Source organism: Paenibacillus sp. CH40 (assembly GCF_024213605.1).
In the GTDB taxonomy this organism is placed as follows: Bacteria; Bacillota; Bacilli; order Paenibacillales; family Paenibacillaceae; genus Paenibacillus; species Paenibacillus polymyxa_B.
In genome coordinates this window covers 584,356-610,404 of the sequence record NZ_JANAVQ010000003.1, presented here as the reverse complement: position 1 = coordinate 610,404, position 26,049 = coordinate 584,356, and the positions used below count along the sequence as shown (strand labels likewise).

Sequence of the window (26,049 nt, the reverse complement as noted above, 5' to 3'; positions counted from 1 at the left end):
TATGTGTGTTGACAAATGTACGAACAAAAAATATACTAAGGTTGTAAATTAAAGAAAGCGCCTTCTTTCAATTATTGCGATTATAACAGTTGTTCAGAGAGAGGAGTAACGTGAGCATGGATCAAGACATTAAACAAGCGATTACTAAGGGAGAAACCTCACTTGGTATCGAATTTGGATCCACACGTATCAAGGCAGTGCTGATTGATCATCATTTTGAAACCATCGCATCTGGAAGCTATGAGTGGGAAAATCTCTTGGTGGACGGTTATTGGACGTACAACTTAGAGAGTATTATTACGGGTCTGCAAGAGGCTTATAGTGAAATGAAGCAAGAGGTTGAACGAAAATATGGGATTACCCTTCGTACCGTTGGTTCTATAGGATTCTCTGCAATGATGCACGGCTATATGGCTTTTGACAGCAAGGACGAGTTGCTTGTTCCGTTCCGGACTTGGCGGAATGCGACAACCGGTGCTGCCGCAAAAGTGTTAACTGATAAATTCCAATTCAACATCCCTGAGCGATGGAGTATTGCTCACCTGTATCAAGCTATATTGAACGAAGAGCAACATGTCCCTCAGATTGATTTTATGACGACGTTAGCTGGATATATTCACTGGCTGCTGACTGGCAATAAGGCTATTGGCGTCGGGGATGCTTCGGGCATATTCCCAATTGATGAGACTACACATGATTATAACGAATCGATGGTTAAGCAGTTTGATGAACTCATTGCAGCCAAAGGTTACGATTGGAAGCTAGAAGGAATTCTCCCTAAAGTTTATATTTCAGGCGAGCAGGCAGGTGTACTAACCGCCGCGGGAGCTAAAATCTTAGATAAATCCGAAGATTTACAACCAGGTATTCCGCTTTGTCCTCCAGAAGGTGATGCGGGAACAGGGATGGTCGCTACGAATAGTGTGAGAAAACGGACGGGCAACGTCTCTGTGGGAACCTCGGTTTTTGCCATGCTTGTATTAGAGAAGGACCTTTCAGCGGTATATCCGGAAATTGATCTGGTGACTACACCGAATGGTAATCCGGTCGGAATGGTTCATGCCAACAACTGTTCAAGTGATATCAATGCTTGGCTGGGATTGTTCCGTGAATTCTCTGAGGCAATGGGGCAAAAGGCGGATCCGAATCAATTGTTCAGTGTGCTGCTGAACAAGGCTTTGGAAGCAGATCCAGATGGCGGCGGTTTACTCAGCTATGGCTATTTGTCAGGGGAGAATATCACCGGAATAGAGAAAGGTCGGCCATTGTTTGTCCGCTCTCCTGAAAGCCGTTTCAATTTGGCCAATTTCATGCGGACTCATCTTTTCACTGCGTTTGCTGCTTTGAAAATCGGAATGGATATTTTGACAAAGAAAGAAAATGTCGCAATTGACAGCATTCTGGCTCACGGTGGTTTATTTAAAACCCCTATCGTCGGACAAAAAATTGTTGCGGCTGCCATGAATGTCCCGGTATCAGTGATGTCAACAGCTGGAGAAGGTGGGGCGTGGGGTATTGCTATTCTGGCTTCTTACATGATGAACAAGGATCAACAAGAAAGTCTGGAAGACTTCCTCGACCAAAAAGTATTTAGAGATGCTGAGGGGCAAGAAATTTCTCCCGACAGTTCCGACGTTAAGGGATTTGAAGCATTCATGGAACGCTACACACAAGGCCTGGCGATTGAACAGGCTGCTGTAGATAATCTAGTGGAAAACTGGAGGAATTGACGTGTTAGAGCAACTGAAAGAAGAAGTATATCAAGCCAATCTGGATTTGCCTAAACATGGACTCGTGAAATACACCTGGGGTAACGTAAGCGCTGTTGATCGTGAGAGCCGCTTATTCGTTATCAAACCAAGTGGTGTTAGTTATGACACGATGAAACCTAGCGATATGGTGGTAGTTGATTTTGATGGCAATGTTGTTGAAGGAGAAATGAGACCTTCATCAGATACACCGACTCATGCCGTACTTTATAAGCATTATGCAGAGATCGGCGGTATTGTACACACGCATTCGACTTGGGCGACCATTTGGGCTCAAGCAGGCTTGGATGTACCTGTAATGGGGACTACTCATGCAGACACCTTCTATGGTTCTGTTCCTTGTGCCCGTTTCTTGACACAAGAGGAGATTGATCGTGGTTACGAAGCGGAAACCGGACGTGTCATCATCGAAACCTTTGAGCAGCGCGGGCTGGATATTTTAGCAGTGCCGGGTGTTCTGCTTAAGGGTCATGCTCCCTTCACTTGGGGCAAAGATGCAAAATCGGCAGTCATGAATAGCGTCGTGTTGGAAGAAGTTTCGAAAATGAATTTATTCGCACGAGAATTGAATCATTTTGCTGAAGAATTGCCGCAGCGCATTCTAGATAAACACTATTTACGCAAACATGGGAAAGACGCGTACTACGGGCAAAAGTAATATAAACTAAAAAATTAAGAAAAGAGGATGAATGATGTCAACAGTAGGTACAAAACAGTTCTGGTTTGTCGTAGGTTCACAGCATCTGTATGGGGAAGAAGCATTAGCAGAAGTTAAAGCACACGCACAAGAAATGACCGATGCCTTAAATAAGAGTGGCGTTCTGCCTTATCCGCTTGTATTGCAGGATCTGGCGGTTAGTGCAGACAAAATCACCAATCTCATGAAAGAAGTCAACTATCGTGACGAGGTTGCTGGTGTCATCACTTGGATGCATACCTTCTCACCTGCAAAAATGTGGATTCGTGGTACTAAATTGCTGCAAAAGCCGCTACTTCATTTGGCTACACAGTATAATGAAAGCATTCCTTGGGCTACGATTGATATGGACTTCATGAACCTCAATCAGGCAGCTCATGGTGACCGTGAATATGGATTTATCAATGCTCGCCTGAAGAAACAGAATAAAGTGGTCGTAGGTTACTGGGAACGCGCAGAAGTGCAAAAGCAAATCGCAGAGTGGATGGATGTAGCGGTTGCTTATAACGAAAGCTTCAATATCAAAGTTGCTCGCTTTGGCGACAATATGCGTAACGTTGGCGTTACGGAAGGTGATAAGGTCGAAGCTCAAATTCAATTTGGATGGACCGTTGACTACTTCGGAATTGGCGACCTTGTTCAGTACGTCAATGCTGTGAAAGAAGAAGAGATTGATGATTTGTTCGCGGAATACTCCGAACTCTATGAATTTGATTATGGTACTTACAGCAAGGAAGCTTGGGAAGCCAGCGTAAGAGTGCAAGCAAGCTATGAAATTGCCCTTAAACGGTTCCTGGATCATGGCGGCTATACTGCCTTCACTACGAACTTCGAAGACCTCTATGGTATGAAACAACTCCCTGGTCTTGCCGTTCAACGTTTGATGGCACAAGGATACGGCTTCGCAGGTGAAGGAGATTGGAAGACTGCAGCGCTCGATCGACTGCTTAAAGTAATGAGCCATAACCAATCCACTGGCTTTATGGAAGACTACACCTATGAATTAGCGGCTGGTCAGGAATCGATCCTTCAATCCCATATGCTTGAAGTTGACCCAACGTTGGCAAGCAACAAGCCTAAAATCATCGTTTCTCCGTTAGGTATCGGCGATCGTGAAGATCCAGCTCGTCTGGTGTTTGACGGCAAGGCAGGAGACGGTGTAGTTGTTTCCATGGCTGACTTTGGCACGCATTATAAACTGTTGATCAATGAGGTTACTGCATTTGAACCGACAGTTCCTGCTCCAAATCTTCCAGTGGCCCGTGTACTGTGGAATGTGAAGCCAAACTTCCAAGATGGGGTTAAAGCATGGATTGAGAACGGCGGCGGTCACCATACCGTGGTTTCCTTGAATCTAACCACAGACCAAATTGTTACTTATGCAAAACTGGTTAACCTGGACTATGTAATTATTAAGTAACTAGAAGAGAGTCATCTACTAAAAGCATTGGGTCAGTCCTCAGGACCCAGTGCTTTTTATTGGTTTTCTAAGGATGTCGAGATAAGGGAAGGTTCCTAAGCTACCTGACGTTATAACGGGATAATTGGTTTCTCCTTAAGGTAGTCATTTAATTCATAAGGACGTGATACTATGGCGAATGTACCAGCTACGAAAACGAAACTGGTTATCGTTGAAGGTATACCTGGCTCTGGCAAATCCACATTATCTAGACACATACATGACATGTTAAACACACATCAAATAGAATCGGAACTATTTTTAGAAGGGAACTTACGACATCCCGCTGATTATGAATCGGTTGCATGTATGCCGAACGAAGAACTTGATCGGCTCCGATCTATCTATTCTGAGGTGTTTCATTACATTGATCCGTTTGTATCTGTGAATGGCAACGACTCTTTAATCGCATATGCACTTGCGCAGCAATCAGCTCCAAATGGAATCCCTTCTAGTTTGTATGAGGAAATTCGGCGTTATGAAATTTACGATGGAGTACCCGTAGAAAAGCACTGTGAGTTGATGATTCAACGTTGGAAGTCTTTTGTTAAAGATCAGCGAGAAAAAGAAAAGTTGATAATACTCGAATGCTGTTTTTTACAGAACCCGGGGTGTGCACTACTCGCCCGACATAACGCTGGAGAAGATCGTTTTATTCAGCATGTATTACAGATTGCGGAGCAAATTCAGGAGTTAAATCCAATTTTGTTCTATTTGAAGCAACCGAATGTGCGTGAGACGATTGAGCGAGTTAGAACAATGAGATCTCAAGAATGGTTAGATTTCGCGATTTGGTACCATACGGAGCAAGATTATGGAAAGAATAAGGGGCTTTACGGGTATGAGGGATATATTCAGTTCCTTGAACATCGACGAGAGCTAGAATTACAAATTATTGAGCAACTTCCTTTTCAATCGTTTATTATGGATAACTCCGATTATGATTGGGGGAATCAACAACAGACCGTTTCGAATATCATAATGAAGTATTTATAAGGGCCTATCCCGTAAAGACATATTTTACCGAGTTATTCATATACATGGAATGTTGATTCAATCATTGGAAATTCGTACTCTACATCATTTGCTTCTAAACGCTTTTTTGGTGTCTGTTATTACTGCTAGTAAGTGAAGCCCAAATAATACAGCGTGCTGAGATCCATTCTTATTATTTCTGCAAAGAAAATTCTCACTTTTTAGCAGAAATGATTTATAATTATCAGATAATAGACAATATAATTTTTAAAAGATTATATTTTAGTTATAATAGAGACAGAAAAGATATGTTCCTGAGTGGAGCCTTGCTTCTTGTATCACCTAAGCAGGAGGGCCTGCTCTTTTTTGCAAATATAAGAGATAAGGAAGGTTTTTATGAATAGCATTCAGAAAAAAACAGACATTATCTTAATCGGTGCCGGAGTCATGAGCGCGACTCTGGGATCATTGCTGAAAGAGTTAGCACCGGAGTGGGAAATTCAAGTGTTTGAGAAACTCGCAAACGCGGGAGAAGAAAGCTCTAACGAATGGAATAATGCAGGTACAGGCCATGCTGCACTGTGCGAACTGAACTATACATCCGAGAAAGCTGACGGATCTATAGATATTCGTAAAGCTGTAGACATTAATGAGCAGTTTCAGCTTTCAAGACAGTTTTGGTCTTTTCTTGTAAACAGCAATTTGATTCGTAATCCACAGGACTTTATCAAACCAATACCTCATATGAGTTTGGTAACAGGAGAAAAAAATGTATCTTTTTTGAAAAAAAGGTTTAAAGCGCTTTCAACTATTTCTCTGTTTCAAGGCATGGAATTTTCCGACGACCCTGAAAAGCTGAAGGAATGGATTCCGCTGATTATGGAAGGCCGTACAATGAATGAACCCATCGCGGCAACCAAAATCGACTCTGGAACAGATGTCAACTTTGGTGCTTTAACACGCATGTTGTTTGAGCATTTAAAAAGTAAAAACGTCGAGATCAATTACAAACATAGTGTAAAGGATATTAAACGTGCGAGCGACGGCTCGTGGAAAGTCAAAGTCCATAATCTGGACAACGGTAAAATCGAATACCATAATGCCAAATTTGTCTTTATCGGTGGTGGGGGTGGAAGTTTACCTTTGCTACAAAGAACCGGTATTCCTGAGTCCAAATATATCGGGGGATTCCCGGTAAGTGGACTATTTATGGTATGTAACAATCCTAAGGTTGTCGCCCAGCATCATGCAAAAGTATATGGTAAAGCTAAGGTTGGTGCTCCTCCCATGTCTGTTCCGCATCTGGATACAAGATATATCGGTAACCAAAAAGCACTGCTATTTGGACCGTTTGCCGGCTTCTCACCGAAGTTCTTGAAAACGGGCTCAAATTTGGATTTGATCGGTTCTGTAAAACCCAATAATCTCATCACGATGTTGGCCGCAGGCGCAAAAGAGATGGCATTGACCAAATATCTGATCCAGCAAGTAATGTTATCGAATGAAAAGCGTCTGGAAGAATTACGCGAGTTTATTCCGAACGCCAAAATCGAGGACTGGGGGATCGTGGTAGCAGGCCAACGTGTGCAGGTGATCAAAGATACGGAGGGTGGAAAAGGAACACTTCAATTTGGTACGGAAGTGGTTAGTGCCGCTGATGGTTCGGTAGCTGCACTGCTCGGCGCTTCTCCGGGTGCTTCTACTGCTGTTCACGTTATGCTGGAAGTATTGGAAAAATGCTTCCCACAACATATGGAAGAGTGGGAACCAAAAATAAAAGAGATGATTCCTTCTTATGGGGTGTCACTAGCGGAAAACCCAGAGCTTTACCAAGAAATTTACAATTCCACAACGGAGGTGCTGGGTCTGGGCGAAAAAGAACCGCTTCATCGTTAATTTTTGCATGGCTGGTAACTGGATCATCCCACTACTGTACAGTAATCTTACGATATATTTTAAAGTCGAATAAGCAACAACACCAAGCGGTGGGAAGCCCCCACCGCTAAAATGCTTGCTTAACAATACAAAATTTTGCAATCCTTAGGGTGGGAATAATTACTTAACGACCGTTCCCAATATGATAGGATGAAGCCAGACAGAAAAGAAAGCAGCACTATAGGCTCTATTCAGTTCCAGTTGTCCAATGAACTGGTGCAGCGGATTGCTACCCCGGCTTGGTTAAAACGCAGATGGGCGGGGAAAAGGCAGAGCTGTCGGTGGAGGATGGAGCGAAAACGGCGGTCCGACTGGCGACCCTCTCGGAGGATGGTCCAACGGGCGGATTCTATTACATGGATGAACAGCTTCCATGGTAAAGCTTTATGCTAAATAGATAGGGGCGCACTCACAAGAGGAGGTGCCCCTATCTATTTATATTACATTTGTGCGGTTGGACGGATTACGATTTCGTTCACATCAATATCGGCCGGTTGTTCAATTGCGAATCCAATTGCACGGGCTACCGCGTCAGGTGTCATGGCTAGTTCATCCCGAATGGCAGCGAGTTGATCTCTCAATTCTGGATTGGTCATACCCTCCGTGAAATTCGTCTGCACAATACCAGGCGAAATGATGGTCACGCGCAGCTTGTCGCCAGCCTCCTGGCGCAATCCCTCTGAGATGGCGCGCACGGCGAACTTCGTACCAGAGTAGACCGACTGGTTCGGCACAGTCTTATGTCCTGCTACAGAAGCGATGTTCACGAAATGTCCGGAACCCTGCTTGCGAAAGATAGGCAACGCTGCGGCTATACCGTACAAAACGCCTTTAATGTTGACGTCAATCATGTCCTCCCAGTCCTCGACACACAGATCTTCGAGAGGGGAAATAGGCATAACGCCAGCGTTGCTGACGAGAACATCCAGCTTCCCGTACCGTTCGCAAGCCAAATTAACGAGATTGCACAGATCCTCGCGCCGTCTCACGTCAGTGCGTGCATAAACAGCTTCGCCACCTCCATTGGAAATGCGTGTCGCCAGCGCTTCAAGGCGCTCCGCTCCGCGCGCTCCAAGCACGACTTTTGCTCCACGCTCGGCAAGCAACAGTGCTGTTGCTTCTCCAATTCCGCTGCTTGCACCTGTAATCACGACGACTTTGTTCTCTATTCTTCCTTCCAAATGCATAGCCTAATCCTTCTTCCTTTGATCTATTTGCCTTAGGCCCTCTGTTGGCCTTGCAAGTAAATTTTAAGTAGAATTCGATTGAGACAGGTAGACCGATCAAGTCCAATTCTTGCCTAATCCTATTCGGCGCGCATATAATTAGCACATCAATATTAGCGTTCAACGGAAAGGAAGGTGAAGCATGAATGATTTCGTCTCCTCCCCCCTCTGATATTTCTACGAATCTACAAGAACTGATTCATCTAATTGATCAACATGCGTCTTCGGATGGGACGTTTGTCTCGTCTGTGCCAGGACTTTATTTCAGACGTGCAAGCCATGTGTCCGAGCTGAATCATACGGTCCATATGCCCTCCCTGTACGTGGTTGCACAAGGCTCAAAGACAGCAATGCTGGCTGGAGAAAACTATGTGTACGATCCAACAACCTATATGGTCACATCAGTTCAACTTCCCGTAATTGGTAAAATAACTCAAGCCTCGTCGGAGCTTCCTTATCTAAGTCTTCAATTATCCATTAGTCCAGACGTCATTCTGGACATTATCAAGAAGAGTCCTCCTCAATGTACCGTAAAGACTGGACGCGGCATACTAGTGAGCCAATTTGACCCTCTGCTGCTTGATGCGCTGCTTCGGCTTGTCAGACTTTCGGATACGCCTGCGGATATTCAGTTTCTTGCGCCGCTTATCACGCACGAGATCCTTTATCGTGTATTACAAGGTGAGCAGGGGGCTTTAATCAGGCAATTTGCCGTAGTTGGTAGCTATGCACATAGCATCTCCCAAGCGATCCATCTGATAACCCGCGATTACTCTAAGCCTCTTGTGATTGAAGAATTGGCGAAGGAAGTAAACATGAGCCCTTCTTCCTTACACAAGCATTTTAAAAAGGTAACGGCTATAAGTCCTCTGCAGTATCAGAAGGCCATTCGACTGCAGACTGCACGCCGCTTGCTGCTCTCGGAGGGATTGGAAGCCGCCAATGCAGGCTTTCGCGTTGGCTATGAGAGCCCTTCGCAGTTCAGCCGGGAATATGGACGCATGTTTGGGCGTCCACCGATGAGTGATGTTAAACATTTGCGCAATTCCCTTAGTGTCTCAGTTGATTGAGAGATTCTTCGGGTGATCTGTCGAGGAGGCCCAAAGCAAGTTGTCTTTGGTCTGGTCAAGGAGGATATATCACACCAACGGAAGTTCGTCGAGCCGTTCGTAAATCAACAATCCTTTCTCTTTCGCCATCCTTACCATTTCATCGGCACCCTGAGAGGGTCCTCCAACCCGAAGCACGGCGTTACAGTAATCAAGCAGGCGAATGGAAGACGGGTGAAAGATTTTGTTAAAGGTCTCATCTCCCAGAGCAGTGGAACCGGCTGTCGCGATAAGGGGCAAAGCATACCACTCTCCCAGCACAGGCATGTGACCAGCCTCGTAAACTTGAAGAGCAATTTCATTCATGTAGTTGACGTTCTTATCGATTAATACATGATCATCATTCGTTCCAGATCGATAAGGGCCTGCGATAAGGATATGAAGCGGTTTCGATTTCACTTTCAAGAGGCCCTGGATCTGAGCGTATTGGAGCAGCATTATCGTCTTGGCGTCACGAATCTCGCCGCTTTCGACCATGTTTAGCACTTGAGCAAACGGGAGTTCCATCACTTCAATGTTTTCCTGCTCCTCCTCAAGGCCACCACCGCCACCCGTTGTCATATCTTCACTATACTCGGCTACATAGAAGTGCAGGATTTCGGTAACGGAGCCCGGTGACATATAGGCCTCGCCAACTTTCTGCACACGGTCGATACGGTATCCCGTCTCCTCCTCCGTCTCCCGAAGAATACCTTCTTCCGGTGTTTCTTTATCGAGTAGTCCTGCACAGGTTTCGATAAGCATTCCAGTTTCATTACCGTTCCGATAAGTAGGCATTCGGAACTGTCTGGTCAGTACAACGGTTTGTTTGTGCTGATTATAGAGCAGGATCGTTACGCCGTTGCCACGATCGTACACTTCACGGGATTGTGTCTCCCATTGTCCATTATTTTTTTCAAACTCGAATGTGACCTTATTTAAGATGTACCAGTTATCCGATAGAAGCTCCTCTTTTACAATCCGTACTCTTGGGTGATATTGTTGTGTCTTCATCTCATTTCCTCCCTAGAAAGATTCCGTTCTCTTTAGTCATTTCGAGAGTTCCGTTCTGCTGCAAAAGCCGATTGACGTGGTCTCGAAACTTGTCAATAGCCGCTCCGACAAGTCGCTCTCTTGCGTTCATCGGAGTCGAAATTATATATTCGATCAGGGGTTCCGCCTCGTCGACCAACAAACAGTCCTCGTATCGAAGCAACCGAAGATCGGAAAAACAAGAAGACAGCAAGTCCCCTCCGTTATCCAGGTGGAACCGTTTAATAGCATGATCCAACACATGAAGCTCAGGATCGAACGATACCGCCAAGTGTTCGACCTCTTGTAGGTGTTGAGTGCTCATTGTAGAGGTGCATACTATACCTCCTTGCTTTAAGATACGGTGCATCTCGCGGATTGCTCTAGGGATGTCCGGCACGTGGTACAGCATGTTGTTAGCGATAACCATATCGAATTGCTCTTCATGGAAGGGGATCTGTTGCGCGTCAACAGATAAAAACTTAAACTGCGAATTGTTGCTTCCCAAGCGGCAACGTGCTTCTTCCACCATTCCGCTTGACATATCGGTAAGCGTGATACGCCAGCTGCTTGGAATTCGTTCGGCGTTTCTTATCCAAAAGGTGCCGTCGCCGCAGCCCAACTCGAGAATATGGGCTCCCGGTTGCACCTCCAGTTGTTCAAAGATCCAACGATGCCAGCCTTGGGGATTCGTACTGTACTTGTCGTAAAGATGTATCCGCGTTTGCAGGCGGTTCGCCGTCCGATATTGCTCCCCCCAATTTTGCTCACTCTGCACGGTTTGGATAACATCCGCCAAATGGTTCCAATCGGAGCCATAGGCCGACATTTCCATAGCATCTCGTATTGCATGCACTACGTGCTCCGTATGGGCAATTTTCTTTTGTAAAACATCGAGTTGTGCTTGCAACGAATGTCTGATCTCTCCGTTGGATGGCGATTCTGCATCTAAAATGTCCATTATTTTTTGAAGCGATAACCCTAGATACTTCAACATCTGAATTCGCTGTAATCTTTCCATATCTTTCATGTTGTACAGTCTTATGGATCCAGTGCGATGACCTCCTGGACTCAGAAGTCCAATTTGATCGTAATATCGCAATGTCCTGACCGTTATCCCTGTACGTTTGGCAAGCTGTCCTGTCGTCAGACAGTTCTCTTTGTCCATCCATTGCTCACATCCAATTGATTGCTCTAGCATGTCGTTCTCAGTCAGTATAGCAAATGACGTAACGTCACCTTCAAGAAAAATTTATGCAATAAGACAAGAGAAGACTATCCTAGCAAAAGGTGACTTGGTAGTTAGTCACGAATATCATGTAATAAAAATTCATCAGCTCTTCATGGAGGATACTATGAAAACTTTCATTTACATGGTGAGACATGGCGAATCACCGAAGATGGAAGGAAATGAAAGAACAAGAGGTTTGACTGATAAAGGCAAGTCAGATGCTTTTCAAATAACTGAATTATTAAGAGAAGAGGGGATCGAGGTTTTCGTTTCAAGTCCATATCAACGGGCAATCCTAACCATTCAAGAATTAGCTCAATGCTCAGGACAAGAAGTTTTAATATTCGAGGATCTTAAAGAAAGAATTTTTTCTAGTGAAGACAACCGAATGCCCGATGATGAATTATTCCCTTTGTTAGATAAGTCATTTTCTGATCCCAACTTTGCTTTAACGGGAGGAGAGTCTAATGCAGTTTGTCAGAACCGAAGTATAACGGTCTTAAAGGAATTGTTAAAAATCTACCGAGGACGGAAAGTCGCATTAGGCACTCATGGAGCTGTGATGACTTTAATGATGGGGTATTATGACAAGCAGTACGATTTGAATTTTTTACTACACACATCCAAACCAGACGTATACAGAATGGAATTCAATGATCAGGAATTAGTTGAGGTAAAAAGATTGTGGAACATGCCGTAATAGTTTGTGAGGAAAGGTATAAGGACTATTCTCCAAAAAGAGACTACCCTTAAAAAAGGATGGTCTCTCTTCAAAGCTTTTCCTTTATAGCTATTGCGGTGAACCGTTAAGCAAATCCTCGGCTATTTTTACCAGGTCTTCTTTGCTCAGCGGGCTGTCCTGGTTATCAGATATGTTGTAGTGTAAACGCCTTTTTTCATCGAGCCATCCCAGTCGATTTTTCCCTACCTCCAAGGGCGTGCTTGTTTCGCTTGCCCTGATGTAATAGGCCTTGGTTCCTTTGATCATCAGTTCCTCAGCCGAATCCTGTTCATTTTGCATCACGGTCGTCTTTGTGACTTCGGGAGCGTACTTGGTGACGGTGATGTTTACATAGTCATTTCCTCTTGCATACCGGGCAAAGGTGAAGTCTGACTTGTCCCAGCTCAGCTTTTGAATAAACAGATTTTCACCTTTCGGTGCAGCTTTGACCTGTTGCATCAGTTTATCCGTTAAAGCCCGATATTCCTCTTTGTTCATCATCCCAGGATATGCAGCGACTGGATAGACGTATCCGAAATCAAATCGGTAGCCATCTGGCAGATGAGTGGGACTATGCAACAGTGGGGCTTCTGTACGCTTGATTTCATCCTGCAGACTGCTGAAGCTAGAAAGTTCAGTAGGTTTGTATGCAAACAGGACAGGATTAGACGAATTTCTTGGATTCATAGAATCGTCCTTAACGTAATAGGCGGCATACTCTCCAGGCTGTAGACGGTCTCTCACCTTTTCGTTCCACTGTGTGTAGGTGGTTGTATACGTTTGGGAAGCGTCCGTTTCGGCAGGTGTTTTGGCGGTATTTAATACGACATCGCCTTTGCCGTTACGTAATTCCAGATATTGCGAAGCGGCGTACCCAGTCACAGAGGCGCCCAATACAAAAAGTAAGATCATAATAGGAGCGGTGATGCGCGGTTGAAGACGCATTTTTACGATGAGTCCCTTTTGGGGTTTCGCCTTTTGGTAGACCTGTTCCATCACTTTGTCAGAGACGTCAAAGGCTTGTATTTTTAAGGCGTTCTCTGGCTCCGTCAACATGTCCATATTTTTTAAGCCTTTGTCTTTCAGATCGGTGTATTTCAGACCTTGTTCCTGAGTTCTGTCTTGTAATTCACGCATTTTGGGTCCTCCTTTATGGGCTCCATCATTTTTTTGAGCTTTGTTTTTGTTCTGCCGTATTTTTTCTTGATAGCTTCCTCGCTTTTGTTCATAATTTCCCCGATTTCTCCAAACGATTTTTCTTCAAAAATGCGTAGCACCAGCAGGTTTCGTTCTTCTGCATTCAGTTGGCCCAATGCCCGGCTTAGCGGCTCACTGAAAAGCTGACGTTCCATAACCTGCGCGGCGCTGTCTGCGGTCATGTTAGTTGAGGTAAACAAATTAATTCTAAATTTGCGCTGCAGATTCTTCCGGCGAATCAGGTTCAGGCAGTGATGATAAGCCATTTTATACAGCCAGGAGGAGAAGCCCACTGTGGGCTTGTACATACTGATTTTCTCGAAAGCACTAACGAAAATATCCTGTACAGCCTCTTCCGCTTCCTGCTCACTTCCTAATATCCGCCAGCAGTACACAAAAATCTGACGCTGATACTCCTTTACAATGTAGGCGTAATCCTGGATCTCGCCAGCTTGGACCCGTTTAATTCTATATTCGATTTCCTCATTCAAAGATTTAGGCACCCCCTCTGATTAAAAAGAAAACTATATCTGTATAACAAATGAAGATGAACCAAAGGGACATCTTTTCTAAAATTTTTTAAGTATTAAATCAACCCTCTAAGAGAATACGATAAAGCAGAACAATTATCACCAACGTTGTTGATTTCATAGAGCTTGGATTTTTATTGTGGAAATAAATAGAATGATAAAATATACCTATCAAAAAAATTAAAAAATAGATTGTAAAGAAAAAAGGAGATGGGAAATGGGGTTTTATGATAATAGAGAAAATGCTTTATTCCGCACTCTTCAAGAGCAAGTCATAACATTCAAACAATGGGAAGCTAGCATAGCTGAAAAACATGGAGAATGGGAAGCGAATTATCTTTATTGGGATAAGCTTTATAATGCTGTTGAGGAAGTCTTAGAACATACCTTATTAGCTGAATGGCAGACAGAGGTTTATGAACTGATCTTATACACATTGGCAAGGGATAATGAGGTTGAGAATGTATTGCAGTTGTTAATTGTACAACCCAAAATATTGTTGTCTTTAGCCTACAGTGCAATTACATACTCTGATTACGAAGCCAGATGGCAAATAGCCTATGGATTAGGTGAAGTAAAAGGAATGAGGGATGAAGTAAATAGTCTTTTGTCTAAGCTCTCGAATGATGAACACGAATATGTCAGAAGAAGGGCATTAATTGCACTGCAGAAAAAATGGAAAGATGAATTAAATGATCAAGAGATAAACTCGGCAATCCCGCCCGTATAGCTAACGAAAACCATCGGCTGTACTGGGCGGGGTTGCCTCACCCTCTTTAATGCAGCGTATCTTCTACTTATTCCCTTTGCGTACCTTTAACAGCTTACCCTTTACGGTTGTATTCTTCATAATCTCAAGCACCAGTGGACCTTTACCATTCAGAATCTCAACATCTGTCGCATAATCCAGAATCGTAATAATCCCGATATCATCTGCAGTGACCCCGTCAAGCTTAGCGATGGTCCCCACGAAGTCGACAGCTCTAAGTTTTTTCTTCTTACCGCCGTTAAAGTTCAGCTTCATAATCTGTTGGTTTAGTTGCTCGCGCTTATCTTTTTTGAGTGCGGTTTTTACATGCAGTTTCTGCTCAAAATCTTCTCTACGCAGATCAACAGCCTCTTCTGAGGGGGCTTTTACCTGCGGAATCGCGAACCCGATATATGCTTCAATATCAGCTAATCTTCGGCCATCCTTAGGAGTGATGAGGGAAATGGCTTTCCCCGTTTTGCCAGCACGTCCCGTACGTCCTGTGCGGTGAACATAGCTTTCCTTCTCAAGGGGGATATCGTAGTTAATGACATGGGTGATATTCGTGATATCGATCCCTCTGGCGGCAACATCTGTCGCGATCAAGTAACGGAATTGACCCCTTCTAAATGCATTCATTACCTCAAATCGCTCATCTTGCTCCATGCCACCATGAATGCGATCACATGGATATTCAAGATCAGCCAATGCTCTGAATAATGTATCTACATTCTCCTGCGTACGACAGAAAATAATGCAGCTGTCAGGATTCTCAACAATGAGCAGATCTTGCAGTAGTGCCAGCTTGTCTGACTCCTTCACCTGAATAAGAGAGTGATCAATTGTAGCGGTCGTTATACCGGTTGCTTTTATTTCAATTTCAACAGGATCGTTCATATACTTGTGTGACAGTCTGGCTACATCCTCAGGAAAAGTAGCGGAGAATAACATGGTAACCCGGTCACTAGGTAGGGCCTGAATGATCGACTGAACTTGCTCGATAAAGCCCATATTCAGCATCTCGTCAGCTTCATCAATCACGAGGTAGGCCATTCGATCTAACGATAGCGTGCCTCGTTCAATATGGTCCAGTACACGTCCTGGCGTACCTACAGCCATATGTGTTCTTTGTTTTAACTCGGCCTTTTGTATATGAAAAGGATGTTTTCCATAAAGGGGCGTTGCTTTTATCCGCTTAAAGCGTCCAATATTCGTGATGTCCTCGGTGACCTGTAATGCAAGTTCACGGGTTGGCGTCAGGATTAAAGCTTGGGGCTTATTCTCATTCCAATCTACTAGCTCACAAAGTGGAATACCGTATGCCGCTGTTTTGCCGCTACCTGTTTGCGATTTGGCGACAAGGTCCTTCTTCTCAAGCGCAACTGGAATGACTTCCGTCTGAATCTCTGTTGGCGTCTCATAGCCCAAGCTATTCAGCGCTCTTACAATTTCTTCACTTAATGCGTAATCTGTAAAATGCTTCTGACTCATTTTTAACCTCTTCTGCGCTGTATTTGAATACCATTACATATATAATGTCATCGTGTATCGAACTTATACTCATATAGTATACTCTATATCCGGATTCACTCTAATACATATCGATGATTAACCGTTTGTTTAATCGTATCCTTGGAGCGTTTAACGACCGACAAACTTTACCCCATATGGATCTACGTTGAACAATTTCATGGAGAATTAATTTTGTCTTGCTGTTTTCCAGTAAGGTAACTATAATTTTTTTGGAACGAAAAAACACAGTCTGGTTGGTAGTCCAGACACATGGACGACTCTATAATTTCAAGCGTGCCATGTCAGTAACCTTCCCCCCTCGGGATGTCCATCGTTTCGATTTAAAATGAGGGGGATTACAATGAAGCTTACGGTTTATCAAGATGGTCAGTATTGGGTTGGAGTCGTGGAAGAGCAGGACCAAGGGAAATTGAAGGCAGCTAGGTACACTTTTGGTACAGAGCCTAAGGACGAGGAAATTCTCCATTTTATCCGTGAGGAAATGTGGGAACTTGTTAGTAGACTCTCACAAGAGGTGGCCATAAAGTTGTCTGAAACGAAGAAGGTCAATCCGAAGCGGCTAGCAAGGCAGGCAGCGTATGAATTAAGGAGAAAAGGGGTCTCCTCCTATGCACAAGAGGCCCTAAAGTTAGAGTATGAGAAGCGCAAGCTGGAGAAACGGGCCTACTCTAAACAACAGAGGGAAGCCATGAAGGCACGGGTAAGGGAATTAAAGGAGAAAAAAGCGAAAGAAAAGCATCGCGGACATTAATAAAACTTCTATATTTATCTTCAATTGTATTGGCATGTTTCGATATCCGCATGCGTGAAAACATGTGTTACGCACAAAGGGCACCCAATCGGGTGCCCTTTGAATTGCCGTTAGCGCGGAGAACCGTATCAAAAGTATTGTTACGATGAAAAGTGAACCCAGTCTCTCCCTTGGACAGCACCCATCTTTTTAAAGAAAATTTGAGCGCGTTTATTCTCAGTAGAAGTTATCCAGGTCATATGAGCATACCCATGATTTTGTGAGTACTTTTGACATTCTAAAAAAAGCTGTGATTCCACTTCTGTATCTCTAAATGATTCCATTACAAATAGGTCGTTCATAACTGTGATTTTGTCTGCTTTCATCGTGCTAAAGGTAAAGAATAATGTAGCAAAGCCGATTAATTCTCCATTTTGTTCCGCCACAAATTGTATACCGTTTTGCTGCTCAAAAAGGGTTTGAATCAAATTATGAATTTTTTCGATAGGTGGCCTAGGGTTTTGATAAAAACCAACGATGTACTCATACATTAACTCGGTCAAACTGCTTAAATCATCAGGCTTAGCGTTTCTTATTAAAAATGACATTAGATGTACTCCCTTTTCATTAGTTTTGAATTAATATACAACATTAAGTATATATATACAAAATTAAGATCAGTGAAGGAATCGTTTGAACTCATGTAAATGCGAAAAAGTATGTAATATGAGCGCAACAAAGGCTGCCGAGAAAATGTATCCGGTAGCCTTTGTTGCGCTGAGGGACATGTGCGTCGAGAATACACCCATTCGTAAAAATTGAATTCACTCCGAATTACTTAAGCAGTGTAAGTGTCACCTCTATCGTGTTATCAATAAATGATCGTTCTGGACGAGACTTTATCATTACGGTCAGTCCAATTAACGATACGACTAACGCCTGAGATACAGCCTTCGCATCGAGCCCGATCTCAAGTTCACCTGATTGTATACCTCGTTCAATGGTTTCTTGAAATATAACTGATAGGTACATTTGATGTTCCCTTGTAAGAATTTCAAATTTCTCATCATGGGGCGCAAGTTCAACCATTGTATTGATGCAAAAGCATCCTTTTCTAGGGTCTTCTGTATATTCCTCATCGACCACACCTTCAAAAAAAGTTCGAAATGCTTCTTTTACAGATGGTTTGCTTTGAAGCTTGGCTCGGATCAGAGAAGCACGGGACATCATGTATTTGCGCAGCGCAGCTTCGAACAATTCTTTTTTGCCTCCAAAAGTGGAATATATACTAGGTCGTTGAATTTCCATTCTGGAAGTTAAATCACTCAATGAGGTAGCTTCATATCCCTTCTCCCAAAATATTTGCATTGCTGCATCTAATACTTTATCTTCATCAAATTCGCGGATTCGTCCCATAATCAATACCTCTCATTGCTCTTAATTTTATTCTTAATTCAATGACTCTGATCATAATTGTCAGGGGTCTTTATTTGCGTACCAATTAGTATGTTATTATCTTATAATTAGCCTGTTATATTGTCAAATGCAGATTGGTTTATCGCACCAAGGAGATATCAGCATGAGGATAAATTAAAGTATTTTTACTATATTTATTGACAGTATTCTTTTTGGCGAGTTATATTTACTGGGAAAAATATTTTACCGATCAGTATGATATTTTATCAGTATTTGATTGTCATACAAAGAAAGCTATTAGAATAGGAGAGATGGACCATGGAGATAGGTATTACTTCGTTTGTAGAAACAAAGCCTGACGTTCAGACAGGTGAAGTGATAAGTCACGCACAGCGATTGCGCGAAGTTGTCGAGGAAATTATCCTTGCTGATCAAGTGGGACTTGATGTGTTCGGTGTAGGTGAGCATCATCGGAAGGATTATTCGGCATCTTCACCAGCAGTTGTACTGTCAGCGGCTGCAGCGCAGACGAAACGGATTCGGCTGACCAGTGCAGTGACAGTGCTTTCTTCAGCTGATCCCGTTCGCGTTTTTCAGGATTTTGCTACGCTGGATGGTATTTCGAATGGACGTGCGGAGATTATGGCGGGCCGAGGTTCCTTTATTGAATCTTTTCCACTGTTCGGCTATGACTTGGAAGACTATGATGAGTTGTTTGAACAACATTTGGAATTGCTCCTTAAAATACGGGAGTCCGAAAAAGTAACCTGGAAGGGAGGGCATCGGCCAACGATCAACAATTTGGGTGTGTACCCACGGCCGGTTCAGAATCCTTTACCGATATGGGTTGGCAGCGGGGGCAGGCAGGATTCTGCTATCCGTGCAGGTCTGTTAGGACTGCCCTTGATGCTGGCGATCATTGGTGGAAATCCGATGAATTTTGCACCGCTTGTGCAGCTTTATAAGAAAGCAGCAGCGCGCGCTGGTCATGACGAATCGCAGCTTAAGGTTGGATCGCACTCGATAGGATTTGTCGGAGAGAATAATGAACGAGCTGCAGATACATATTTCCCTTCTACGATGGCAGGTATGAATAGATTAGGCAGGGAGCGGGGCTGGGCGCATTATGATCGTTCTAGCTACGATGCCGCGCGCAGCTTTGAAGGTGCGCTGTATGTTGGCGATCCTGAGACTGTTGCCCAGAAGATCATTCACCTTCGCAAACATGTAGGTGTTACACGCTTTATGCTGTATGTTCCGTTAAGTACAATGCCGCATGCCGAGGTGATGAGAGCCATTGAGCTGCTGGGAACAGAGGTAGCACCCCGAGTTCGGAAGGAAATAGCCCAGTGGGAAGCGGAGACGGAAAAAAGATTATAAAAACCAACATAGGAGTGATTTGCATGGGTTTTGAAAATCGTTTGTTACCAGAATTAAGGTCGGTAATCGCACAATTTCCTGGCTTTCAACTGGAAGAAAATTTAGCACTGAGCAGAAGCTATTTGTCGAGTTCTCCCATTGAGCAGTCGGAGCACGTACGCACGACAAGCCGGATGATTCCGAGCGTAGCAGGCGAGATATTAGTCAAAATCTACGAACCTGCCCAGCGAACTGACGTTAAGCTTCCGGCCACGCTGTGGATTCACGGGGGAGGCTATGTGATGGGGCATCCTGATATGGACGATGCTTTGTGCGAACGCTTCGTGCAGGCGGCCAAATGCGTCGTCGTATCGGTCGATTACCGACTTGCTCCCGAGCATCCCTACCCAGCTGCCATCGATGACTGTTATGCCGCTTTGACGTGGATGACCGATGAAGCTGAGCTGCTGGGCATCGACTTAGATCGGGTCGCAATTGCCGGAGCAAGTGGGGGCGGCGGTCTGACCGCAGCACTTGCTTTAATGGCTCGTGACAAAGGCGGGCCAGCCCTCAGCTTCCAAATGCCGCTGTATCCGATGATCGATGACCGCAGTATTACGGCGTCAAGTCATGAAATTACGGCCGATAACGCACCATGGAACCGGAAGAACAACTTGGCGGCCTGGAACATGTACTTGGGGGATCGTACTGAAGACACCGAGGTGTCCCCATACGCTGTGCCGTCGAGAGCGGAATGCTTGGCTGGGCTACCGCCGACCTATACGTGCATAGGCCAGCTCGATCTGTTCCGAGATGAGACGATCGAATATGTAGCACGCCTTGCCCAAGCGGGGGTGGACGTCGAATTCCATCTGTATCCCGGCACATTCCACAACTTTGAAGGGATGGTTCCGCAAGCAGAAGTAAGCCAACGTGCTAGCCAAAGTTATGTAGACGCAATTGCAAGAGCCCTTAATCATTAAACTATTAAATGGGCAGTCTCCAAAGTGATATGCTTCCCAAAAAAGTAGACAGGTTAAATAATAAAACTTGCTACTGTAAGGGAGCATATCACTTTTTGCAGTAATCTTTTTTGTCGTTTGATACGAGGCTAGATTTTAACCGAAACGATGTGTTAAAGGAGCACCAGGTGTTCAGTCGCCCCGCAATGATGTAAAGTTTTTCGGGTAAAATCTTTACTTTTACATGTAGCGGATAATAACCTTTCATTCTTATAATTGGAAATGTAAGCGATTTATTTAGGAGTAGGAATATTAAAAAACTATACGTATGAGGAGGAGATTGAATGTCGAAATTTAAAGTGGGCAAGTTGGTAAGCAGCTTGGCGTTGGCGGGTGTGTTGTTATCATCAGTTCTGATAAACCCGGCTAGTGCCAGTATGGCGAACGGTGGCAAATTCCTCGGAAATATCATTGCTGGAAGTGTCCCTGCAAGTTTCGGAACATACTGGAACCAGGTGACGCCAGAGAATTCGACCAAATGGGGGTCGGTTGAAGGCAACCGTAACAACATGAACTGGTCGCAGGCGGATACCGCCTACAATTATGCCCGTAACAATGGATTCCCGTTCAAGTTCCATACATTGGTATGGGGTGCTCAGGAGCCAGGTTGGATTAGCGGACTGTCGGCTTCTGATCAGAAGGCGGAAGTAACCCAGTGGATTAAAGCAGCAGGTCAACGCTATCCGAATGCGGAGTTTATAGATGTGGTGAATGAGCCACTGCATCAGAAGCCATCCTTCCGCAATGCCATAGGCGGTGACGGGTCGACCGGATGGGATTGGGTCATATGGTCGTTCCAACAGGCAAGACAAGCTTTTCCCAATGCCAAGCTGATGATTAATGAATATGGAATTATCAACGATCCCTCGTTAACCGACCAATATGTCAATATTATTAATCAGCTCAAGAGCAGAGGCCTGATTGACGGAATTGGTATTCAATGCCATCAGTTTAGCATGGACACTGTTTCAGTTAACACGATGAACACTGTACTGAACAAGCTGGCGGCAACAGGATTGCCAATCTATGTGTCGGAACTGGATATAACTGGGGACGACAACACCCAGCTTGCCAGATACAAGGAGAAATTTCCGGTATTATGGAAGCATTCTGCGGTGAAGGGAGTTACGCTCTGGGGGTATATCCAGGGACAAACTTGGAAGCCGAACACACATCTGCTGAATTCTAACGGCACGGAACGTCCCGCGCTCCAATGGCTGAGACAATATGTGCAGAGTTAAACTATAGGTGGCACTTAAAACCCAACAGATGCGAACTTTTGCCAAATGTCTGGGCTGGGTAGATGTTTATTTGACGAAGTCTTGGCTGAAATGTTATACGCCCAAGGCTTCTTTTTATTTAGCTTAAACCTAACGTATCAAAACCTAATCCAACTCAATTAGGCTTACATACCCAATCCATCACTTTAACCCACTTGAAATAAAACCGTCTGGACGGTATAGTTAAGAGGGGGGATCAATATGAATACAACTAAAAAAGCATTAAAAAGAGAATTAATTCTTAAAGCGGCCTCGATGATTGTGCACGAAGAAGGAGTAGAGAAATTAACGTTAGAAGCGGTGGCTAAGAAAGCGGGAATAAGTAAAGGAGGATTGCTTTACCATTTTCCGAATAAAGATGAATTGATTTTGGGAATGGTTGAACAACTATCGACCAGCTTTGTCTCCGAATTTAATGAGAGAGCAGAAAACGATATGCATTCCAAAGGAAGATGGACTCGCGCGTATATGAATACATCATTTTCTGGCGATCGGAATGCAAGTGACCTGTATACCGCTCTCTCAGCAGCACAGTTTACGAACCCTCACATGCTAAAATTACTTCAGGACGAGTATGAGAATATCCAAAATAAAATTGAAAACGACGAATTGGACCCCGTTCGTTCCACGATAGTCCGATTAGCTATAGACGGTTTGTGGTTTGCTGAAATGTTTGGGCTTGCTCCTCCCAATGAAGAAATGAGGCAAAAAATGATGGGAGAATTGAAAACATATATAAAGGAGAATGAATAATGGCTTATCTTTTCTTGGCAATCTCTATTGTTGGTGAACTTGTTGGAACTTCAATGCTTAAAGCTTCAGAAGGTTTCACCAGACTGTATCCGACTCTATTCACAATTGTGGCGTTCGTGATCTCTTTCTTCTTTATCTCCTTATCCCTTAAGACGCTCCCCTTAAATATGACTTATGCCATCTGGTCAGGTGTAGGAGCCGTTGCTACAACGCTTATTTCAGTATTGATTTGGAAAGAAAAAATTAATACAGGAAGTATCGCAGGTATTGCTTTAATTGTTATTGGCGTGGTGGTACTGAACCTATTTGGTGCAGGACATGGTGAGGCAAAAGGAACAACAGAAGCAACGAGTTCAATCGTTCAAAAATGAGATGAAATAGTATAGACACAAGGACATTGTAGAGAAAATGTATTCCAAAGGAGTGCCCTAATGAAGGGAAAAACCACTTCATTAGGGCACTGGAGATTTACTACCACTATAGATCACTGCCAGTTTGTGTGAAAGGACCCTGCTGCATCACTTCGTTCATAAGTATGGGCACCAAAATAATCCCTTTGTGCTTGCAAAAGGTTGGCATTCGAAATGCCTGTCCGGTAACTATCATAATAAGTAAGTGAAGCACTTAAACATGGAAACGAAGTGCCAGAATTAATACCCTCACAGACAACTTTTCGTAATCCTTTTTGATACTCTTTAACTTTTTCAGCAAAATACGGGGCGATTAACAGATTAGCCAAATTCGGCTGTTCTTGATATGTTTCGCTTATTACGTTTAAGAATTCAGCACGAATGATGCAACCACCACGGAAAATAAGGGCTATATCCTTTAAAGGTAAATTCCATCCGTAAAGTTCAGAAGTCATTTTATATTGTATAAATCCTTGCGCGTAGGCACAAATCTTACCCATATAAAAAGCTTGTCTAATGTACTCAATCCACACATCTTTATCTAAACTTCGCTGATCAATCCCTGGTCCTGTTAGAATATTTTCTGCATAAACTCTTTCTTCTTTTAAAGAGGAGATGTAACGGGCAAACAATGACTCTGTAATAATAGATGATGGGATCCCATTGTCAATTGCTTGAATGCTTGTCCATTTACCTGTGCCCTTTTGCCCTGTTTTATCAAGAATCACATCGATTAGTGGTAAGCCTGTTACATCATCCTTTTTCCGTAAAATCTCTGCGGTGATTTGGATTAAATAACTTTTCAGTTCCCCTTGATTCCATATTTCAAAGATATCAGCAATTTCATCCACAGATAAACGTAACCTTTTTCTTAAAAATGTATAGGTTTCTGCGATTAACTGCATATCTGCATACTCGATTCCGTTATGTACCATTTTTACAAAGTGACCGGACCCTTTTGGACCCATATAAACACAGCAAGGGTCCCCGTCTACTTGGGCTGCTATTTTTGTTAGAATAGGAGCTGCTTTTTCATATACGTTTTTATCTCCACCAGGCATGATCGAAGGTCCATTTAAAGCCCCGACTTCGCCGCCGGAGATACCGATTCCTAAATAACCGATTCCTTTTGACTTCAATTCATCATATCTACGTTCCGTATCTTTGTAATGGGAGTTACCACCGTCCATGATCACATCGCCTGCTTCAAGGAAGGGTACTAATGTACCTATTACCGAATCGACCGGTTTGCCCGCTGTTACCATAAGGAAGATTTTCCTTGGAGTTTTTAAGGAGTACACAAAATCTTGAATTTCGTAGTAGGGATGGATGGAGTGACCTTCACTTTTTTTAACAAGATCATCCGTTAAATCCCTCGTATAATTATAGACAGCGACTTGCTCACCCTTACCAGCCATATTTAAAGCGATATTACGGCCCATTACCCCTAAACCAATGACACCAATTGTGTTGGACATTTTTTCTGCTCCTTTTATTTGAAATGAATAGGCCGTAGATCCTCACTTATAGGCTTAGAAGATTCTAAGAAAAATAAGTGGGGGATCTACCGCCCGGGAATCATGATTTATACGAATAAACTTAGTACTAAAATAAATCCTAATCCAGCTACAGAAATGATGGTCTCAAGTAATGTCCATGTTGCAAATGTTTCTTTCATGCTTAAACCAAAATATTCTTTAAACATCCAGAAACCAGCATCGTTAACATGTGAAGCTATTAAACTACCCGCTCCCGTTGCAAGCACAACTAAAGCAAGATTAACGTCGGATTGTCCTAACATCGGAATAACTAAACCAGCGGTTGTTAAAGCTGCAACAGTTGCAGAACCTAAGGAAATTCGTAATATTGCAGCGATAATCCAGGCAAGTAAGATGGGTGATAATGTAGTTCCATTGAATAATTCAGCTACATAGTCACCTACGCCGCCATTAATCAGTACTTGTTTGAAGGCTCCGCCACCCCCAATGATTAAGAGCATCATCCCAATATGAGTAATAGCCGTTGTACAAGATGCCATTACATTTTTGATTGGAATTTTTCGTGCTATTCCCATGGTGTAGACAGCTACCAGTAAGGAAATTAACATGGAAGTTGATGCATCACCAATAAAACGGATCGCTGCTAGTAAACTGCTATCTTCAAATCCCATTGTTTTTTGAAGCAAAGTAATAACCGTAGCAATAGACATTAAAATAACAGGAAGCATTGCAGTAAATACACTGATACCAAATCCCGGAGTTTCCTCGGATTTAAATACTTTTTGTTCACCTAAAGAGGCAATATTACCGGTTTTCGTAAATGATGCAGGTACGAGTTTTTTGGCAAGCTTAGTAAATACAGGTCCAGCTAAAATAACGGTTGGAATGGCAATAATGAAACCGTAAAGTAAAACCTCACCAAGGTTCGCGCCATATTCACCAGCAATAACTGTTGGCCCTGGATGTGGAGGTAAGAAACCATGTGTTACGGATAAAGCTGCAACCATCGGAATCCCGAGATATAAAATAGAAACCTTTAATTCTTTTGAAATGGCAAATATGATTGGAATTAACAATACTAATCCTACTTCAAAAAATAACGCCACACCGATAATGAATGAAGCAGCTACGACTGCCCATTGGATATTTTTTTCACCAAATTTGTCTACGAGGGTCATGGCAATTCGTTGAGCACCACCAGAATCAGCGATCAACTTACCTAACATCGCTCCAAGTCCAAAGATTAACGCTAAGTGGCCAAGTGTTCCGCCTAATCCGGCTTCGATGGTTTTGACAATTTCCTCTAATGGCATTCCAAGTGCTAAAGCGACGCCGAACGATACAATGATTAATGAAATAAAGGTATTCAATTTGAAACCCATTATTAAAACTAATAATGCTAAAATTCCAATTGCTACGATAACTAATGGCATTGTAAT

25 protein-coding genes are annotated in these 26,049 nt (G+C 43.4%); 15 read left to right on the top strand and 10 right to left on the bottom strand.

What is annotated here, in order from left to right; translation table 11 throughout:
- Positions 1–116 precede the first annotated feature (116 nt).
- From NLX73_RS12760 to NLX73_RS12735, 6 genes are all read left to right on the top strand, one after another.
- Positions 117–1,730, top strand: coding sequence for a xylulokinase (locus NLX73_RS12760; RefSeq protein WP_254326344.1), 1,614 nt, complete (start codon positions 117–119; stop codon positions 1,728–1,730).
- Position 1,731: 1 nt separating this feature from the next.
- Positions 1,732–2,427, top strand: a complete 696-nt coding sequence (locus tag NLX73_RS12755) for an L-ribulose-5-phosphate 4-epimerase (RefSeq protein ID WP_068939259.1) — start codon at positions 1,732–1,734, stop codon at positions 2,425–2,427.
- A 34-nt stretch (positions 2,428–2,461) separates the two neighbouring features.
- Complete coding sequence (araA, locus tag NLX73_RS12750; protein ID WP_254326392.1) at positions 2,462–3,886, top strand: L-arabinose isomerase; 1,425 nt, start codon at positions 2,462–2,464, stop codon at positions 3,884–3,886.
- A 171-nt stretch (positions 3,887–4,057) separates the two neighbouring features.
- The gene (locus NLX73_RS12745) at positions 4,058–4,921 is read left to right on the top strand and encodes a P-loop NTPase family protein (RefSeq protein WP_254326343.1); all 864 of its coding nucleotides are present in this window, start codon (positions 4,058–4,060) and stop codon (positions 4,919–4,921) included.
- Positions 4,922–5,296: 375 nt separating this feature from the next.
- The gene (locus NLX73_RS12740) at positions 5,297–6,796 is read left to right on the top strand and encodes a malate:quinone oxidoreductase (protein ID WP_254326342.1); all 1,500 of its coding nucleotides are present in this window, start codon (positions 5,297–5,299) and stop codon (positions 6,794–6,796) included.
- 278 nt (positions 6,797–7,074) lie between these two features.
- On the top strand, positions 7,075–7,215 hold the full coding sequence (locus tag NLX73_RS12735) for a Rossmann-fold NAD(P)-binding domain-containing protein (protein ID WP_231109433.1): 141 nt from the start codon (positions 7,075–7,077) through the stop codon (positions 7,213–7,215).
- A 60-nt stretch (positions 7,216–7,275) separates the two neighbouring features.
- On the opposite strand, the gene NLX73_RS12730 is transcribed toward NLX73_RS12735, so the two are convergent.
- On the bottom strand, positions 7,276–8,022 hold the full coding sequence (locus tag NLX73_RS12730) for an SDR family oxidoreductase (protein WP_254326341.1): 747 nt from the start codon (positions 8,020–8,022) through the stop codon (positions 7,276–7,278).
- A gap of 185 nt (positions 8,023–8,207) precedes the next feature.
- Here NLX73_RS12730 and NLX73_RS12725 point away from each other — a divergent pair, with 185 nt between their 5' ends.
- A complete protein-coding gene (locus NLX73_RS12725) occupies positions 8,208–9,131 on the top strand; it encodes an AraC family transcriptional regulator (RefSeq protein WP_254326340.1) in 924 nt (307 codons plus the stop codon).
- Positions 9,132–9,200: 69 nt separating this feature from the next.
- Here the strand turns inward: NLX73_RS12725 and nudK are convergent, their stop codons facing one another.
- The gene (gene nudK / locus NLX73_RS12720; protein ID WP_254326339.1) at positions 9,201–10,163 is read right to left on the bottom strand and encodes a GDP-mannose pyrophosphatase NudK; all 963 of its coding nucleotides are present in this window, start codon (positions 10,161–10,163) and stop codon (positions 9,201–9,203) included.
- A 1-nt stretch (position 10,164) separates the two neighbouring features.
- Positions 10,165–11,349 (bottom strand): MerR family transcriptional regulator, encoded by a 1,185-nt coding sequence (locus NLX73_RS12715; RefSeq protein WP_254326338.1) that lies wholly within the window; start codon positions 11,347–11,349, stop codon positions 10,165–10,167.
- A gap of 187 nt (positions 11,350–11,536) precedes the next feature.
- Between NLX73_RS12715 and NLX73_RS12710 the strand changes: the two genes are divergently transcribed.
- Positions 11,537–12,112, top strand: a complete 576-nt coding sequence (locus NLX73_RS12710; RefSeq protein ID WP_254326337.1) for a histidine phosphatase family protein — start codon at positions 11,537–11,539, stop codon at positions 12,110–12,112.
- Between the two features lie 90 nt (positions 12,113–12,202).
- Here the strand turns inward: NLX73_RS12710 and NLX73_RS12705 are convergent, their stop codons facing one another.
- Positions 12,203–13,270 carry a DUF4367 domain-containing protein gene (locus NLX73_RS12705; protein ID WP_254326336.1) on the bottom strand — a complete coding sequence of 356 codons (1,068 nt, stop codon included), beginning with the start codon at positions 13,268–13,270 and terminating at the stop codon, positions 12,203–12,205.
- Positions 13,231–13,821 carry an RNA polymerase sigma factor gene (locus NLX73_RS12700; RefSeq protein ID WP_254326335.1) on the bottom strand — a complete coding sequence of 197 codons (591 nt, stop codon included), beginning with the start codon at positions 13,819–13,821 and terminating at the stop codon, positions 13,231–13,233. Before NLX73_RS12700 ends, NLX73_RS12705 begins: the two co-directional genes overlap by 40 nt.
- Before the next feature lie 256 nt (positions 13,822–14,077).
- Here NLX73_RS12700 and NLX73_RS12695 point away from each other — a divergent pair, with 256 nt between their 5' ends.
- A complete protein-coding gene (locus NLX73_RS12695) occupies positions 14,078–14,590 on the top strand; it encodes a HEAT repeat domain-containing protein (RefSeq protein ID WP_254326334.1) in 513 nt (170 codons plus the stop codon).
- Positions 14,591–14,653: 63 nt separating this feature from the next.
- Here the strand turns inward: NLX73_RS12695 and NLX73_RS12690 are convergent, their stop codons facing one another.
- Complete coding sequence (locus tag NLX73_RS12690; RefSeq protein WP_235306776.1) at positions 14,654–16,099, bottom strand: DEAD/DEAH box helicase; 1,446 nt, start codon at positions 16,097–16,099, stop codon at positions 14,654–14,656.
- A gap of 382 nt (positions 16,100–16,481) precedes the next feature.
- On the opposite strand from NLX73_RS12690, the gene NLX73_RS12685 reads away from it, so the two are divergent.
- Positions 16,482–16,892, top strand: coding sequence for a YjdF family protein (locus NLX73_RS12685; RefSeq protein ID WP_250260029.1), 411 nt, complete (start codon positions 16,482–16,484; stop codon positions 16,890–16,892).
- A 140-nt stretch (positions 16,893–17,032) separates the two neighbouring features.
- Here the strand turns inward: NLX73_RS12685 and NLX73_RS12680 are convergent, their stop codons facing one another.
- Both NLX73_RS12680 and NLX73_RS12675 read right to left on the bottom strand, forming a co-directional pair.
- Complete coding sequence (locus NLX73_RS12680) at positions 17,033–17,479, bottom strand: GNAT family N-acetyltransferase (RefSeq protein WP_254326333.1); 447 nt, start codon at positions 17,477–17,479, stop codon at positions 17,033–17,035.
- 226 nt (positions 17,480–17,705) lie between these two features.
- The gene (locus NLX73_RS12675; RefSeq protein ID WP_254326332.1) at positions 17,706–18,287 is read right to left on the bottom strand and encodes a TetR/AcrR family transcriptional regulator; all 582 of its coding nucleotides are present in this window, start codon (positions 18,285–18,287) and stop codon (positions 17,706–17,708) included.
- A 318-nt stretch (positions 18,288–18,605) separates the two neighbouring features.
- On the opposite strand from NLX73_RS12675, the gene NLX73_RS12670 reads away from it, so the two are divergent.
- The 5 genes from NLX73_RS12670 to NLX73_RS12650 all read left to right on the top strand — a co-directional run bounded on the left by NLX73_RS12670 (position 18,606) and on the right by NLX73_RS12650 (position 23,072).
- Positions 18,606–19,667, top strand: a complete 1,062-nt coding sequence (locus NLX73_RS12670) for an LLM class flavin-dependent oxidoreductase (RefSeq protein WP_254326331.1) — start codon at positions 18,606–18,608, stop codon at positions 19,665–19,667.
- A gap of 23 nt (positions 19,668–19,690) precedes the next feature.
- Positions 19,691–20,629: an alpha/beta hydrolase gene (locus NLX73_RS12665; protein ID WP_254326391.1), complete on the top strand. Its 939-nt coding sequence runs from the start codon at positions 19,691–19,693 to the stop codon at positions 20,627–20,629.
- A 323-nt stretch (positions 20,630–20,952) separates the two neighbouring features.
- A complete protein-coding gene (locus NLX73_RS12660; RefSeq protein WP_254326330.1) occupies positions 20,953–21,909 on the top strand; it encodes an endo-1,4-beta-xylanase in 957 nt (318 codons plus the stop codon).
- Positions 21,910–22,149: 240 nt separating this feature from the next.
- Positions 22,150–22,701 (top strand): TetR/AcrR family transcriptional regulator, encoded by a 552-nt coding sequence (locus tag NLX73_RS12655; protein ID WP_235306774.1) that lies wholly within the window; start codon positions 22,150–22,152, stop codon positions 22,699–22,701.
- Positions 22,701–23,072: a DMT family transporter gene (locus tag NLX73_RS12650; RefSeq protein ID WP_069290722.1), complete on the top strand. Its 372-nt coding sequence runs from the start codon at positions 22,701–22,703 to the stop codon at positions 23,070–23,072. The genes NLX73_RS12655 and NLX73_RS12650 overlap by 1 nt, the downstream gene beginning before the upstream one ends.
- Before the next feature lie 113 nt (positions 23,073–23,185).
- On the opposite strand, the gene gnd is transcribed toward NLX73_RS12650, so the two are convergent.
- Positions 23,186–24,589, bottom strand: a complete 1,404-nt coding sequence (gnd, locus tag NLX73_RS12645; protein WP_254326329.1) for a decarboxylating NADP(+)-dependent phosphogluconate dehydrogenase — start codon at positions 24,587–24,589, stop codon at positions 23,186–23,188.
- A gap of 107 nt (positions 24,590–24,696) precedes the next feature.
- Positions 24,697–26,043: a GntP family permease gene (locus NLX73_RS12640; protein WP_023991059.1), complete on the bottom strand. Its 1,347-nt coding sequence runs from the start codon at positions 26,041–26,043 to the stop codon at positions 24,697–24,699.
- Between the last annotated feature and the right edge of the window lie 6 nt (positions 26,044–26,049).